Source organism: Streptomyces orinoci (assembly GCF_003121295.1).
Lineage (GTDB): Bacteria > Actinomycetota > Actinomycetes > Streptomycetales > Streptomycetaceae > Streptomyces > Streptomyces orinoci.
This window is the reverse complement of sequence record NZ_PHNC01000006.1, coordinates 247,139-261,917: the sequence shown is the minus strand read 5'-3', so window position 1 is coordinate 261,917 and position 14,779 is coordinate 247,139. Positions and strand designations below refer to the sequence as shown.

The 14,779-nt window shown below is 71.7% G+C and carries 12 protein-coding genes; 7 read left to right on the top strand and 5 right to left on the bottom strand.

Annotated features, from left to right (window positions below):
• Positions 1 to 58: 58 nt before the first annotated feature.
• Entirely contained in the window at positions 59 to 1,432 is a 1,374-nt protein-coding gene (locus tag CV755_RS03090) for an FtsW/RodA/SpoVE family cell cycle protein (RefSeq protein ID WP_241560941.1), read from the bottom strand.
• A gap of 631 nt (positions 1,433 to 2,063) precedes the next feature.
• Between CV755_RS03090 and CV755_RS03085 the strand changes: the two genes are divergently transcribed.
• Complete coding sequence (locus CV755_RS03085) at positions 2,064 to 3,140, top strand: S1 family peptidase (RefSeq protein WP_109278538.1); 1,077 nt, start codon at positions 2,064 to 2,066, stop codon at positions 3,138 to 3,140.
• A gap of 132 nt (positions 3,141 to 3,272) precedes the next feature.
• Here the strand turns inward: CV755_RS03085 and CV755_RS03080 are convergent, their stop codons facing one another.
• The gene (locus tag CV755_RS03080) at positions 3,273 to 4,325 is read right to left on the bottom strand and encodes an NAD(P)-dependent alcohol dehydrogenase (protein WP_109278537.1); all 1,053 of its coding nucleotides are present in this window, start codon (positions 4,323 to 4,325) and stop codon (positions 3,273 to 3,275) included.
• A gap of 133 nt (positions 4,326 to 4,458) precedes the next feature.
• Here CV755_RS03080 and CV755_RS03075 point away from each other — a divergent pair, with 133 nt between their 5' ends.
• The gene (locus CV755_RS03075) at positions 4,459 to 5,334 is read left to right on the top strand and encodes a helix-turn-helix domain-containing protein (RefSeq protein ID WP_109278536.1); all 876 of its coding nucleotides are present in this window, start codon (positions 4,459 to 4,461) and stop codon (positions 5,332 to 5,334) included.
• Positions 5,335 to 5,344: 10 nt separating this feature from the next.
• On the opposite strand, the gene CV755_RS03070 is transcribed toward CV755_RS03075, so the two are convergent.
• Positions 5,345 to 6,070 carry a TetR/AcrR family transcriptional regulator C-terminal domain-containing protein gene (locus CV755_RS03070; protein ID WP_109278535.1) on the bottom strand — a complete coding sequence of 242 codons (726 nt, stop codon included), beginning with the start codon at positions 6,068 to 6,070 and terminating at the stop codon, positions 5,345 to 5,347.
• Positions 6,071 to 6,132: 62 nt separating this feature from the next.
• Positions 6,133 to 7,380 carry a mannosyltransferase family protein gene (locus tag CV755_RS03065; RefSeq protein ID WP_109278534.1) on the bottom strand — a complete coding sequence of 416 codons (1,248 nt, stop codon included), beginning with the start codon at positions 7,378 to 7,380 and terminating at the stop codon, positions 6,133 to 6,135.
• Positions 7,381 to 7,607: 227 nt separating this feature from the next.
• Here CV755_RS03065 and CV755_RS03060 point away from each other — a divergent pair, with 227 nt between their 5' ends.
• Complete coding sequence (locus CV755_RS03060) at positions 7,608 to 8,171, top strand: hypothetical protein (RefSeq protein WP_241560940.1); 564 nt, start codon at positions 7,608 to 7,610, stop codon at positions 8,169 to 8,171.
• 74 nt (positions 8,172 to 8,245) lie between these two features.
• Here the strand turns inward: CV755_RS03060 and CV755_RS03055 are convergent, their stop codons facing one another.
• The gene (locus tag CV755_RS03055) at positions 8,246 to 8,941 is read right to left on the bottom strand and encodes a TetR/AcrR family transcriptional regulator (protein WP_109278533.1); all 696 of its coding nucleotides are present in this window, start codon (positions 8,939 to 8,941) and stop codon (positions 8,246 to 8,248) included.
• Positions 8,942 to 9,045: 104 nt separating this feature from the next.
• Here CV755_RS03055 and CV755_RS03050 point away from each other — a divergent pair, with 104 nt between their 5' ends.
• From CV755_RS03050 to CV755_RS03035, 4 genes are all read left to right on the top strand, one after another.
• Positions 9,046 to 10,488 (top strand): MFS transporter, encoded by a 1,443-nt coding sequence (locus tag CV755_RS03050; RefSeq protein WP_241560939.1) that lies wholly within the window; start codon positions 9,046 to 9,048, stop codon positions 10,486 to 10,488.
• Positions 10,489 to 10,933: 445 nt separating this feature from the next.
• Positions 10,934 to 11,989, top strand: a complete 1,056-nt coding sequence (locus tag CV755_RS03045) for a hypothetical protein (protein WP_164503265.1) — start codon at positions 10,934 to 10,936, stop codon at positions 11,987 to 11,989.
• A gap of 121 nt (positions 11,990 to 12,110) precedes the next feature.
• Complete coding sequence (locus CV755_RS03040) at positions 12,111 to 12,548, top strand: MscL family protein (RefSeq protein ID WP_109278531.1); 438 nt, start codon at positions 12,111 to 12,113, stop codon at positions 12,546 to 12,548.
• A 94-nt stretch (positions 12,549 to 12,642) separates the two neighbouring features.
• Positions 12,643 to 14,757, top strand: coding sequence for a SpoIIE family protein phosphatase (locus CV755_RS03035; RefSeq protein ID WP_109278530.1), 2,115 nt, complete (start codon positions 12,643 to 12,645; stop codon positions 14,755 to 14,757).
• Positions 14,758 to 14,779: the final 22 nt, after the last annotated feature.

Below are 14,779 nucleotides of genomic sequence, written 5' to 3'. Positions count from 1 at the left end.
ACACGACGGCGGCCGGACCCCGGGTGGGGTCCGGCCGCCGTCCCTTGACGCGCCCGCCTCAGCTGCGGATCAGCTGGGTCGCCTGGTCGTCGATGCCCACGCTCGGCGCCGGGTCCGGCCTGCGGGCGAAGTCGCTGATCTTCAGCAGCAGTCCGATCAGGATCCAGTTTCCGACCTGCGAGGAACCGCCCTTGGAGAGGAAGGGCAGCGCCTTGCCGGTGAGCGGGATCAGCCCGGTCACGCCGCCGGCCACCACAAACACCTGGAGCGCCAGGGCGCCCGCCAGACCGGTGGCCAGCAGCTTGCCGAAGGCGTCCCGGGCGTCCAGGGCGCTGCGCAGGCCCCGCTCGACCAGCAGGGCGTACATCAGCAGGACGGCCATCATCCCGGCCAGGCCCAGTTCCTCGCCCACGCTGGTGAGGATGAAGTCACTGTTGGCGGCGAAGCCGATCAGGTCCGGACGGCCGTTGCCCAGGCCGGTGCCCAGCACCCCGCCGCTGCCGAAGCCGAACAGGGCCTTGGCCAGCTGGTCGGAGCCCGCCTGGCCGCTGGGGTGGTCGAAGACCGCGAAGGGGTGCATCCAGGCCGCCACCCGGCCGTGCACATGGGGCTCGAAGGAGGCCACCACCACGGCGCCGATGGCGAACATCAGCAGACCGGAGATCACCCAGCTGCCGCGCTCGGTGGCCACATAGAGGACGATCACAAACAGGCCGAAGAAGATCAGCGCGGTGCCCAGGTCCCGTTCGAAGATCAGGACAAAGAGGCTGATCACCCAGACCACGGCGATCGGGCCGAACTGCCGGCCCCGGGGGAGGTAGAAGCCCAGCACCCGCCGGCTGGCCAGCGCCAGGGCGTCCTTGTGCACGGTGAGATATCCGGCGAAGAACACCGCCATGGCGATACGGACGAACTCGCCGGGCTGGAAGGAGGCGAAGCCCAGCTGGATCCACCGCTTGGCGCCCAGGGTGTCCGCGCCGGAGAAGGCCGGGGCCACCAGCAGCGCCAGCGCTCCGGCCACCGTGACATAGGTGTAACGCTGGAGGTGCCGGTAGTCCTTGAGGAAGATCACGATCGCCAGGCAGACCACCACGCCGACGCCGTCCCACAGCAGCTGGGTGGACGCCTCCATGACCGGATGCTTGGTGTGCTTGGCCAGGTCCAGGCGATGGATCAGGATCAGACCCAGCCCGCTCAGCCCGATGGCCAGCGGCAGGATCAGTGGATCGGCGTGCGGGGCGAATCTCCGCGTTACCACGCTGGAGATCGCGGCCATCGCCACCAGGCCGATCGCATACTCGATCAGGTCACCCGGCAGCTCGCCCTTGGCGGCCAGATCCACGGAGGCATAGCCGAACAGCGTGAGCAGCACCGAGAAGCCCAGCATCAGCAGCTCGGCACTGCGTCCCCTCCCCACGTCCGTCCGTGCCATCCGGGCCGCAGCCCTTCCTCCCACGCCCATGTGTCCCTCGGTTTTCGTATGAGCCGTCTTCCGGCGAACCTTGCGCTCATGTGCCGCCGCGTACGGCCGGCACACAACTGAAGGAGGCCGGGACCCCGCGAAAGGTTGCACGCCCGCGCAACTGTAGAGGCAGCGGAGCCGGGCGCTGTCCCCGGGTGGGTCCGGGCGCCCGCGTTCGGTGCTGATGACGGTAACCTTTCGCGGTCGGGCACCGGGCACCGAGGGGCCTGTCCCGGCCATTTATGACGGAACGTCCTGTGTGACGGAGCGTGCCGGAGGCTTGTGCCACCGGTGATTGCCTGCCGGCCGCGGGCGTTGGACCTCCAGGAAGAGCCGGTGTCCCATGCCGGTGGCCGAAGTCCCTTGAGCCGCCGGGCGGTTGACGGGGCGGGCTGCTGGGGCGCGGGGGTGTCGATTTCCCGGTGGTCGTTCAGAGCCGTTCGGGTGCGCTTCTTGTGTAGTGCGGTGTCAGATGGGGATACTCATCCGCGATTTGGCATGGACGCGACGTGCGCTTGGGGTCGTGGCCGTCCAAGTCGTCCTCCGGGCCCATCGCCCTCTTCGGCGGCGGTGGGCACACCCCCCTCACAGGAGGCCCTGAGTGAAGGCAGCACGGACATCCAGACGGCGCTCGGCCATCGCCGGCGTCGGTGCCGTGGTTCTCGCGGCGACCACTCTCGGCGTACAGAGCGCAGGCGCCCACCCCGAGCCCTCCCCGGCCGCCCTGACATCGGCTCAGGCGGGGCAGCTGGCCCAGAAGCTCCAGCACCGGCTGGGCGCGGGCACCGCGGGCTCGTACTACGACGCCAAGACCAAAAAGCTCGTCGTCAATGTCCTCGACCCGGCCAGCGCCGCCAAGGCACGGGCCGCCGGGGCCGAACCCAGGACCGTCCGCCACTCGACGGCCCAACTCACCTCGGCCAGGCGGACCCTGGCCGCCAAGGCCACCATCCCCGGCACCGCCTGGTCCGTCGATCCGCGCAGCAACAAGGTGGTGGTCACCGCCGACCGCACGGTCAAGGGCGCCAAGCTGACCCGGCTGAACAAGGTCCTCGCCTCGCTCGGCGACCAGGTCACCCTCAAGCGGACCTCGGGTGAGCTGCGCCCCTATATCGCTGGCGGGGACGCCATCTGGGCACCCAGCGCGCGCTGTTCACTGGGTTTCAATGTGACCACCAACGACGGACAGGCCGCCTTCCTGACCGCCGGTCACTGCGGCAATATCTCCGACACCTGGTCCGACAGCCAGGGCGGCGGGGAGATCGGTCACACCACGACCTCCACCTTCCCCGGCCATGACTACGCACTGGTCACCTACACCTCGGGCATCGACCACCCCAGCGCGGTGGACCTCTATGACGGCACCCAGCAGAACATCAGCCGGGCCGCCGACGCCACCGTGGGCGAGCAGGTGCAGCGCAGCGGCAGCACCACTCAGGTCCAGAGCGGACAGGTCACCGGCCTGAACGCCACCGTCAACTACCAAGAGGGAACGGTCAATGGCCTGATCGACACCTCCGTCTGCGCCGAGCCCGGTGACAGCGGCGGTGCCCTCTTCGACAACGACGCGGCCCTGGGGCTGACTTCGGGCGGCAGCGGCGACTGCAGCTCGGGCGGCGAAACCTTCTTCCAGCCCGTACCCGACGCGCTGTCGGCCGTGGGAGCCCATCTCCCCTGACCGGCACCTTGAGCGCGGCCCCCGGACGTAACCCTTCCGATGTCCGGGGGCCGCACTCTCGGCGGTGTCGGACCGCCGTGTCGGGCCGTCGCCTCGGATCGTGGCGTCAGATTGTGGCGTCAGATCGTGGCGTCAGATGGTGGCGGCGTCGATGACAAAGCGGTAGCGCACGTCGCTGGCCAGCACGCGCTCATAGGCCTCATTGACATAATCCGCCGGTATCAGCTCGATCTCGGCGGTGATGCCATGCCGGGCGCAGAAGTCCAGCATCTCCTGGGTCTCCGGAATGCCGCCCATCGCCGATCCGGCCAGCGACCGGCGCCCGCGCAGCAGGGCGAAGGCGGACAGCGCGTAGGGCGTCTCCGGCAGGCCCAGCTGGACCAGGGTGCCATCCGTCCTCAGCAGGCCCAGATAGGCGTCCAGATCCAGGTCGGCGGAGACGGTGTTGAGAATCAGATCGAAGCGGCCGGCCAGCTCCCGGAAGGTCGCCGGGTCGGCGGTGGCGTGGTAGTGGTCGGCGCCCAGCCGCAGGCCGTCCGCCCGCTTGCGCAGCGACTGGCTGAGCACGGTGACCTCGGCACCCATGGCATGGGCGATCTTCACTCCGAGGTGGCCCAGCCCGCCCAGGCCCACCACGGCCACCTTCTGGCCGGGACCGGCCTTCCAGTGCGCCAGCGGGGAGTAGAGCGTGATGCCGGCGCACAGCAGCGGGGCGGCGGCGTCCAGCGGGAGGGCGTCGGGGATGCTCAGCACATAGTTCTCATCGACCACGATGCGCCGGGAGTAGCCGCCCTGGGTGGGCTGCCCGTCCCGGCCGGTCGCGGCGTAGGTGCCGACCATGCCCAGCTCGCCGGTGCAGTACTGCTCCAGGCCCGCCCGGCAGTTCTCGCACTCCCGGCAGGAGTCCACCAGGCACCCCACGCCGACCCGGTCGCCCACCGCATGGCGGGTGACCCCAGGGCCCACCTCGGCCACCACGCCCGCTATCTCATGGCCCGGGACGATGGGGTACCGCTTCTCGCCCCAGTGGCCGCGCACCATATGGATGTCCGAGTGGCAGATGCCGGCGTAGTGGATGTCGATCACGACGTCATGGGCGCCCGGTGCACGGCGGGCAATGGTGGTCTTCTCCAGGGGAGCCCCCGGCGCGGGGGCCGCGTAGGCGGCGACAGTGGTGTGCTTCATGACACCGATCTTCCGGCGGTTCGCCGGGCACAGCCATCACCCTGTTCAGCCTAGGTCCGCGGTGCCTGGGTCCGCGGTGCCTACTACCAGCAGTACCACCTTGCCGCGCAGGTCAGCCCGCATACTGAAGGGCATGGACCAGCGCACCGAACTGAGCGAGTTCCTCCGCTCCCGTCGCTCCCGTCTGCGGCCGGAGGATGTGGAAGTCACGCCCTATGGCGGCCGGCGCCGGGTGCCCGGGCTGCGGCGCGAGGAGCTGGCGCAGCTGGCCGGCGTCAGCGTGGCCTACTACACCCGTCTCGAACAGGGCCGCGGCCGCAATGTCTCGGCCGGTGTGCTGGACGCGATAGCCGATGCGCTGCGGCTGTCCCCGGCCGAGCGCGGCCATCTGCACCGGCTGGCCCGGCCCGCCGCCCGCCCCGAGCCCGGCGCCCCCGCCCAGCGGCTGCGCCCCGCGGTGCGCGATCTCATCGACACCATGGAGAATGTCCCGGCCTATGTGATGGGCCGGCGGCTGGAGATCCTGGGCTGGAACCGGATGGCCGCCGCGCTGCTGGGCGACTTCGGGGCGCTGCCGCCGGAGCACCGCAATATGGCCCGGCAGGTCTTCCTGGACCCCGCCATGCGGGAGCTGTTCCTGGACTGGGAGCGCAAGGCGGCGGATGTGGTGGCGCTGCTGCGGCGCCAGGCGGGCTGTTACCCCGACGATCCGGCGCTGGCCTCGCTGGTGGGCGAACTGTCCATGAAGAGCGACGAGTTCGGCACCCTATGGGCCACCCATGATGTCAGGGACAAGTGCTTCGGGGTCAAGCGGCTGCGGCATCCGGTGGTGGGCTCGCTCACCCTGGCCTGCGAGACCCTGGTGCTGCCCGCCGACCAGGACCAGCATCTGGTCACCTATCACGCCGAGCCCGGCTCCGCCTCCGCCGAATCGCTGCGGCTGCTGGCCAGTTGGAGCCTGGAGTCGGCGGACGGCGACCGGGGCGGGGCGCGGATCGGCGAGCGCTGAGCCGCCGGGGTCAGCGGCCGGGCAGCTCGGCGGCCAGCCCCGACAGCAGCCCGCGGAGGCCGAGTTCAAAGCGGTCGTCCAGGCCGCGCTCGGTGAGGGCGGTGCTCAGGGCGGTGAGATGGGGATAGGCGCCGGCCGGCAGTTCGGCGAGCGCCTGGTGCAGGGAGCGCAGCCGGGCCTCGCCGGTCTCGCCGGGGCCGAAGGCGGTCTCCTGGCCGGCAAAGCCGATCACGTAGTAGAGCAGCAGCAGATAGCCATAGCCGGCCGTCCGGTCGTCGAAGCCCGCACCGCGCAGCAGGCCGACCACCCGGTCGGCCAGCCGCAGACCGTTGGGCCCGAGGAAGGGCCGGCCGGAGAGCAGCGGTACGGCGGCGGCGTGATCCAGGATGGCGCGGCGCAGCCCTCGGGCGATCTCGGCGAACTTCCCCGCCCAGTCCTCGGCTTGACCGGCCTCGGCCGGTTCGGGCAGCGGGCACTCGCCCAGCACCGCGTCCGCGATCAGGTCGAAGAGCTCTTCCTTGTGCTGGACGTGCCAGTACAGCGAGGGGTTCTTCACCTCCAGCACGGTGGCCAGCCGGCGCATGCTGAACGTCTCGTACCCCTGCTCGGCCAGCAGCCGCAGTGCGGCGCGTACGATCTCGGCCCGGGTCAGCCGGGGTTCGGCCCGTCCCGGGTCGGCCGGGGTGCGGCGGCGGGGGCGGGGCGGCAGCGGGCCCTGTGCGGATCGGTCGGTCATGCTCCCTCAGCCCGTCCCGGTCGTGGTGTGCGGACAACCTAGCACCGCATGGGAGGGCCGGTTCAGCCCGCCCAGCGGCCGGAGGTGAAGACCAGGGTGAGCACGGTCATCAGGGGTGCGGCCAGGCAGAGATAGCCGGTCTTCAGCCAGGGGCGGCGCAGGCTCCAGACGGCCAGGGTGATCCACAGCGGCCACCACAGCAGGGTGGAGCGGGGCACCGACATATACCAGTAGGAGGTGCCCAGCGCCCAAAGGCTGAGCCCCATATAGACCGCCTCCGGCCACTGGCGGCGTGTGACCAGCAGGGCCAGCAGCAGCACCCCGATCACCATGGCCAGCAGCTCGGCCTGGAACATCACGGCGTAGCCGGTGGTCTGGCCGTGCGAGAAGGCGCCCTGCCAGGTGTTGTGCCAGGCCTCCCAGGGCGAGTGGAACTGCCGGTACCAGCCGCGCTCCTGGGCGTGCTTCCAGGCCATCCAGTCCCCGGTGCCCGACCGGAGGTACCAGCTGTAGGCGAGGGCGGGCAGGGCGGGCAGCACCAGCCAGGGCGCCGACCGCCACGCGCGCCGTTCCCGGCCCGCCACCAGGAACTGCACCGCCAGGGCCGCGGCCAGGAACAGGCCGCTGATGCGGACGCCGGTGGCCAGCGCGGCCAGGGAGCCGGCCAGGGCCCAGTTGCCCTTTTTGGCGGCCAGCCAGGAGGGCAGCGCAAAGGCCAGGAAGAGCGCCTCGGTGTATCCGGCGGCCAGGAACACCGCGCAGGGGGAGACCAGCAGGAAGAGCACCGTGCGCGGCCCGGCCGCCTGCTCCGGGCTGTGCAGCCGGGCGATCCTGGCCAGCGCCAGCACCGCCACCGCCCCGGCGAAGAAGGAGATCAGCAGGCCGGACAGGGTCCAGCTGGGCACCACCGTGTGCACGGCGCGCAGCGCCATGGGATAGCCCGGGAAGAACGCCTCGCGGTTGTCCGGCCGGGCCGAACCGGCGGCGCCGGTGCCGGAGAAGTAGCCGTACTCGGCTATCCGCCGGAAGAAGCCCACGTCCCAGCGGTCCCACAGGGAGAGGAAGGAAGGGGCCCGCTTGGCGCCGGGGTCGGCGGGGAACAGCCAGGCGGCGCAGTAGGCGGTCAGCCAGACGCCCGCCCTGGTCAGCAGGTACAGGCCGAGCACCGCCCGGTCCTCCGGTCCCGGCAGAAGCCGGCCGAGGACGGCGGGGCGGGGAGGACGGGCCGGCCCGCTCCGGTCCGATGCCGCTGCGGCCTGGGGGGCGCGGCGCGCCCGCGCCGGGGCGTGCGGTATCGGTATGCGGGCCATGCTCGGGCGCCCCCTAGGCAGGCGGATCGACGGCCTTCCGGCGATCTCGCGGCGAACTCGGACGCCACAGCACATCACAGACCCCAATCGGAACCCAACCCGCGGTAAAGAAACCCGGCCGCAACCCACTGTTCACCGCTTGCCCCTCCCGGGTTGACGCGCATAGATGGTGTCATGCTCACGACGCCCGGAATCGGCTCCGGGCCCCGAGACCTGGGAGACCTCCCTTGATCCCGACTTCCCCCCGCCCCCTGCGGCGCCGCCTGACCGCCTCGGCGGCGTCCCTGGTACTCGCCACGGCCGGCCTGGTGGCCGCCACCGGCGCCACGGCGCATGCCGCCACCCCTCTGACGGCCCTGACGGCCAAGTGCAGCCAGTCGTATCTGCCGCTGCCGGACCCTCAATGCCAGCCGGGCGCCTTCAACCCCGATGTCACCCAGGACACCATCGACGACACCATCTGTGTGCCGGGCTGGACCAAGACCGTCCGTCCGCCCGCCTCCTACACCAGCCGGCTGAAGAAGCAGCAGATCCAGGAGTACGGCTACAGCGACACCAACATGGCGGACTACGAGGAGGACCACTTCGTCCCCCTGGAACTGGGCGGTGCGCCCCGGGATCCCAAGAACCTCTGGCCGGAGCCGCACTATGGCGACCAGACGGCGGATGACAAGGACAAGGTGGAGAACAAGCTGAAGGTCGCGGTCTGTGATGGCCGGGTGACCCTGGACGCGGCCCGGCAGGCGATAGTCACCGACTGGACCAGCGCGCTGGACCGGCTCGGTCTCTGACGCTCCGGTTCTCCTGGGTGCGCTCCCGGCGGGCGCACCCGGCGGCCGGCCGGGAGCCGCCACCGAGGCCCTGGCTAGTCCCCGCCCGTGCCCCGGAGCCGCTCCAGGCCGTCCAGCAGGCGGGCCAGGCCGAACTCGAAGCGGGTGTCCATGCCCGGCCCGCTGATCTCTCCGGCCAGTTCCACCAGGTGCGGATAGCGGTCGGCGGGCAGGGCGGCCAGCCGCTGCCGTGCCTCCTCGGACGCCTGCTCCGGGGTGGCGCCGCGCTCCTCGGCGGCCGACATGGGCACCGCCTCGTGAATCACAAAGCCCTGCACCCAAGTGCTCAGCGTATAGGCCGCGTTGGCCGCGTCCGGTCCGCTGAACCCGGCGCCGCGCAGGGTGGCCAGCAGCCGCTCCATCGGCGCCAGGGCGCGCGGGCCGGGAGCGAAGCGCCCCGCGAGCACCCGTACCGCGCTGTGGTGCGCCAGTAGATGCGCCCTCAGTCGCCGGCTCGCCTCGGCGACCGTCGCCCGCCAGTCGTCCCCGGCCGCGACCGCGCCCGGCGGCTCCGGCTCCAGGCCCTCCCAGAGGGCGTCACTGGCCAGGTCGAGCAGTTCCTCCTTGTTCTGGACGTGCCAGTAGAGCGAGGCGGCCTGGACGCCGACCTCGGCGGCCACCTTGCGCATGGACAGCCCGCCGGGGCCCTCCCGCTCCAGCAGCCGCAGCGTTGCGTCGGCCAGATCCTCCCTGGTCAGGGTGGGACGTCCGGTCTTCTGCCGAGTCGCCATGGAGGTTCCTTCCGCTTGCCCGCCTGCCCTCGCTTGCGAATCTAACACCGTTAGGCGCAAACTAACGACGTTAGGGACTGCCTAACGTCGTTAGGGGAGTGGATATGGGCATGGACACCGTCACCGTCACCGCGCCGGGCCGCCATCGATGGCTGGTGCTGGCGACCCTGTGCAGCGGGCTCTTTATGGCCATGCTCGACAACCTGGTGGTCGGCACCGCGCTGCCGAGCATCGCCGCGCGGCTGCACACCGGAACTTCCGGTCTGCAGTGGGTCGTTGAGGCCTACAGCCTGGTGTATGCGGCGCTGCTGCTCACCGGTGGCGCGCTGGGCGACCGCTGGGGGCGCCGGCCGGCCTACCTCGCCGGGCTCGGCCTGTTCACCGCCGGTTCGACGGTGTGCGCATGCGCCGACGGCCTGCAAGTCCTGGTCGGCGGACGGGCGTTGCAGGGCCTGGGAGCGGCCCTGCTCACCCCCGGTTCGCTGGCCGTCCTCCGGCAGGTCTTCCCCGATGAGCGCGAGCGCGCCCGGGCGATCGGCATCTGGAGCGGCGTCTCCGGCTCCGGTCTGGCCCTCGGCCCGGCCCTGGGCGGACCCCTGGTGGACCGCTTCGGCTGGTCCAGCGTCTTCTGGATCAACGTCCCGGTGGGGATGGCCGGGCTGGCGCTGGCAGCCTGGGTGCTGCCCCGTCTGCCCAGGGCGGCCGGTGCCCGCTTCGACCTCCCCGGCCAGGTGACCGGGGCGGCGGGCCTGGGTGCGCTGGTGTACGCGCTGGTGGAGGGGCCGGTACGGGGCTGGTCGGCGCCCTGGGTGCTGGGTGCGGCGGCGGCCGCCGTGGTGGCGCTGGCCGCTTTCCTGGCCGTCGAACTGCGGGCCCCGGCCCCCATGCTGGACGTCCGGGTGCTGACCCACCGGGTCACCGGAACCGCGGCCTGGGCGGGCTTCACCGCCGGTTTCGGCTTCTTCGGGCTGGGGGTGTTCCTCGCCCTCTACCTCCAGAGCGTTCTGGGGCTCTCGCCCGCGCGGGCGGGCTGGGCCATGCTGCCCGCGACGATGGCCACGGGCGCCACGGCGGTGGTCGCGGGCGGGCTGTGCGCCCGTTACGGCCCTCGGCTGCCGCTGGCGGCGGGACTGGGGCTGATCGCCACCGCTCTGGCGCTGCTCACCCGGTATGGAGCCGACGCGCACTATGCGCAGTTCGCTTGGCTGATGCCGGTCATGGGGGCCGGGCTGGGGCTGACCTTCACCCCGATCTCGGTCGCCGTCCTGGAGGCGGTACCGGCCGCCCGGGCGGGGACGGCTTCCGCCGTGGTCAATATGTTCCGGGAAGTCGGCGGGGTGGCCGGGGTGGCGGTGATGGGCGCGGTCCTCGCCGCCCGCTCCTCCGGGACGAGTGTCAGCCGCTCCCCGGGCAGCGGCACCATACGGCCGGAGGCCGCGCACGCCTATGTCGCCGGGCTGCACGCCGCGGTGCTGGTGGGGGCCGGGTGCGTGGGGCTGATGGCAGGGGCGGTGCTGGTGCTGATGCGGGGTTCCCGTGGGGACTGAGGGTTTGGGTGCGTTCGGTGGCGTTTCGGGTGCGGGTGGTCTGTGGCTGGTCGCGCCCACGCGGCGGAGCCGCATAGGGAAGAGCCGCCCCGCGCCCCTGATGGGGCACCTGATATGCGGTCAGGTGGCGCCTCGTAAGGGGCGCGGGGAACTGCGCGACCAGCCCAAGACGGCCCGCGCATGAGAATGCCGCCGCACCCCAACGGCCCTCACTGCATTGGCGGAACGCCCCCGCAGCCAGTCGAATCGACCGGCCATGGCGGAACCCCGCCGGAGCCGGCCGCAGCCGCCCGTCGTACCCTGCACCCCAGGGGGATCCCGCTTCCCGGATCCTGCCGAAGAGCACGTGGATTTCCGGACGCAGCGGGAACCATCAGCTGAGGAAGTCCCTCTGAGAAACCACAACCTACCGAATGCGAACACGACCCGAATGCGGGGGCAGTTGATGACAGCAAGAGTCGTACGGCAGCGGACGTCGCGGGTGCGGACGACCGCCGCCAGAACCGCGGTGGCGCTCACTGCCGGACTGCTGCTCGCGGGCACGGCGGGGCCGGCGCAGGCGGCCCCGGCCGCCGGCACCGCACTGCCCAGGACCAACTGCGGCGCGCCGGCCGCCGGGGCGCGTACCGACGCCGCGCAGGCGCCGTCCACCGCACCGGTGGGCAAGGCCGCCCAGAAGCTCTCCTTCAAGGTCGCCTCGCAGCTGCCGATCGGGCTGTGGTCACCGGCCACCCTCACCCTGCGCACGCCTCTGGACAAGGGCACCGTGCGCCTGGACGTCAGCAGCCGCGGCTTCAGTACCGACTCGGTGACCGTACAGCGCTATGAGCCCGGCAGCCACCGCTGGGTGGATCTCAACACCAAGCCCGGCGGCGGCAGTTGGCCCACCCACGGGGTGTTCAGCTTCCCGCTGACGGCCAGGGCGAGCGCCGCCCGGCCGTACACCGTGGCGCTGCGCCTGCAGGATCTGGACCGGCCCGGCACCCTCACCGTGGCGCCCTCGGTCAAGGACGGGCACGGGCACACCTACCGCGCCCCCGCCCGTACCGCCACCGCCACCCGGCCCCAGGTCACGGTGGCCGGCTGGCAGAAGGGCACCGTGCTGACCCGCGGTGGCGCGGCACACCCCTTCAGCGTCACGGTGAAGAACACCACCAACCGCGCCTACCCGGCCCTGACCGCCGGCTGGTACGCCTTCGGCGAGGCCAAGGGCAAGGCCCTGACCACCAAGGACCTGGTGCTCCAGCAGTACCGGGCGGGCCAGGGCTGGCGCACCGTGCCGCTGCAGGCCAATGGCTGCGACCCGGGCCTGGGCGCCGTGCTGAAGGCCGGTGACCGGCCGCTCGCCCCGGGCAGGTCCGCCGTGCTGCGGCTGCGGCTGTCGGTCGCGGCCACCGCTCCGCGCGAGGTGACCAACGCGGACAGCGGAATCGCGGTGAGCACCGGCGACCAGTCGTTCTACTCGCGGCAGTTGCCCTTCGCCATCCGCGCCCGCGGATAGTCCCGGCCTCCTTCAGGCCCGCGGAGCCGCCCGGATATTCCGGGCGGCTCCGCTGTTTTCCGGGGCCGGAAAGGTAGCGTGCTGCGCGACCCGTCCGGTTGGCCCGATCCGAGGAACAGCGATGCTCAAGGGATTCAAGAACTTCCTTATGCGCGGCGATCTCGTCACCATCGCCGTCGGCCTCATCATCGCGCTGGCATTCAGCACGCTCATCAAGTCGTTCACGGATAACGTGATCAATCCCATCATCGCCCGTGCGCAGGGCGGGCATTCACTGGGCCTCGGCTGGCAACTGGGCCGGGCCGGGAACCGGGCGACCTATCTCGACCTCGGCTCCTTTATTTCGGCGGTCGTGTACTTCGTGCTTTTCATGGCCGTCGTCTACTTCCTCATCGTCGTGCCCTACAAGCACTTCCAGGCCCGCCGTGGCCTGGTCGCCTTCGCCGAACCCACCCCGGTCAAGGTGTGCCCGGCCTGTCTGTCGGAGGACCTGCCGGCGGCCGCGTCCAAGTGCCGGCACTGCGGCACCGAGCAGCCGCCCGCCGGGCCGCGGCCCTGACCTCGGACGCCACTTCCGGGAGTACGCCCGGCTTAAGCGGGAAAGGCGCCGGGAAGGGATCACAGAAGTCTGCCGCACCGGAACGGATGAGCTCATGGAACCGAATGCCGACCCGGGCGCACGGGCACCGCGGCCCGATGAGGCGGCCGCACTCAGGGAATGGGCGTTCTCCCAGTTCCCCATCGGAATCTCGGTGTACGACGAGGACGGCCGGCTGGTGAAGGCCAACGATGAAATGCTCCGGCTCACCGACCGCACCGCCGAGGAAATGGTGGGGCGGCGGCTGAACGAGTTCCTGCCCGTGCCGCCCTTCGATGACTTCACCCGCACCATGGAACGGGTGCTGGGCACCGGGGAACCTGTCCGTACCGACACCTACTTCCGGCCGCCCGGTGAGGCCAGGGAACGGGCCTGGGCCACGTTCTTCACCCCGCTCACCGATGAGGACGGCCGCACCCGGGGCGTTTCGCTGGCCGCCCTGGATGTGACCGACCAGTACCGGGCGCAGCAGCGGCTGGCCCTGGTCAATGACGCCGGAGTCCGGATCGGCACCACCCTGGACGCGGTGCGCACCAGCCAGGAGCTGGCGGAGTGGACCGCGGCCCGGTTCGCCCACTTTGTCGCCGTGGATCTGCTGGACACCGTGATCCAGGGCGAGGTCCCGGCCTCCGGCGCGCTCCCCACCGACGTCACCCTGTGCCGTACCGCGCAGCGGTCCGCGGACGGGGAGTGCCGCGACCCCGAGGTGGGGCCCGGAACCTCCTTCACCTATCCCGCCCACTCCCCGCTCGCCCTGGCCCTGGCCTCCGGCCGGCCCTCGCTGCACCGTATCGACGACCCGGGGCTGCACTCCTGGCTGTCGGGCAGCCGGGCGCTGCCGGTGGGGGTACGGGAGCGGGGGGTGCACTCGGTGCTGATCGTGCCGCTGCGGGACCGGGACACCCCGGTCGGGCTGGCGCTGTTCGTCCGCCACCCCAATGTGGAGCCCTTCGACGAGGACGATCTGCTGCTGGCCGAGGAGATCGCCTCCCGGACGGCGGTGTGCATCGCCAATGCCCGCCGGTACGCCGGGGAGCGCACGGTGGCGGTCACCCTCCAGCGCAGTCTGCTGCCCGGACGGCTGCCCAGCCAGGGTGCGGTGGAGGTGACCTCCCGTTATCTGCCCGCCGGTGCGCAGGCCGGGGTGGGCGGTGACTGGTTCGATGTCATCCCGCTGTCGGGGGCGCGGGTGGCCCTGGTGGTGGGCGATGTGGTGGGCCATGGCCTGCAGGCCTCGGCCACCATGGGGCGGCTGCGGGCGGCCGTACGGACCCTGGCCGATATCGACCTGCCGCCGGACGAACTGCTCACCCACCTCGACGATCTGGTGCTCCAGCTGGCCCAGGAGCAGGTGGCCGAGGCCTCGGACGATCCGGTGCGGGCGCTCACCCGGGACATGGCGGCGTCCTGTCTCTACGCGGTCTACGACCCGGTGACCCGCCGCTGTGTGCTGGCCCGGGCCGGGCACCCGGCGCCGGTGGTGGTGGACCCGGACGGTTCGGCCCGGGTGCTGGATGTGCCCGGCGGGCCGACGCTGGGCCTGGGCGGGCTGCCGTTCGAGTCCCTGGAGGTGGAACTGGCCGAGGGCAGTCTGCTGGCGCTCTACACCGACGGGCTGCTGGAGGAGAAGCACCGTGACGTCGGTGAGGGCCTGCGGTCGCTGTGCCGGGTGCTCAGCCGGCCGGCCGAGTCGCTGGATCAGGTCTGTGACGAGGTGCTGGCGGAGCTGCTGCCCGGGCAGCCCGCCGATGACATCGCGCTGCTGCTGGCCCGTACCCGCGCCCTGGACCGGAGCCGGGTGCGCACCTGGGAGCTGACCCCCGACCCGGCCACCGTGGCCGAGGCCCGGAAGAATGTGGCGGCGCTGCTGGAGGAGTGGGGGCTGGGCGAACTGGCCTTCACCACCGAGCTGGTGGTCAGCGAGCTGGTCACCAATGCCATCCGGCACGCGGTGCCGCCGCTGCGGCTGCGGCTGATCCGGGACCACGCGCTGATCTGCGAGGTGTCGGACGGCAGCAGCACCTCGCCCCGGATGCGCCGGGCCCGCAGTTATGACGAAGGCGGCCGGGGGCTGCTGCTGGTGGCCCAGCTCAGCCGCCGGTGGGGGACCAGGTTCACCACCGGCGGCAAGACCATCTGGTCCGAGCAGCCCTTCACTCCGCCGGTGTGAGGGGGCGCCCACCGGAGGCGCC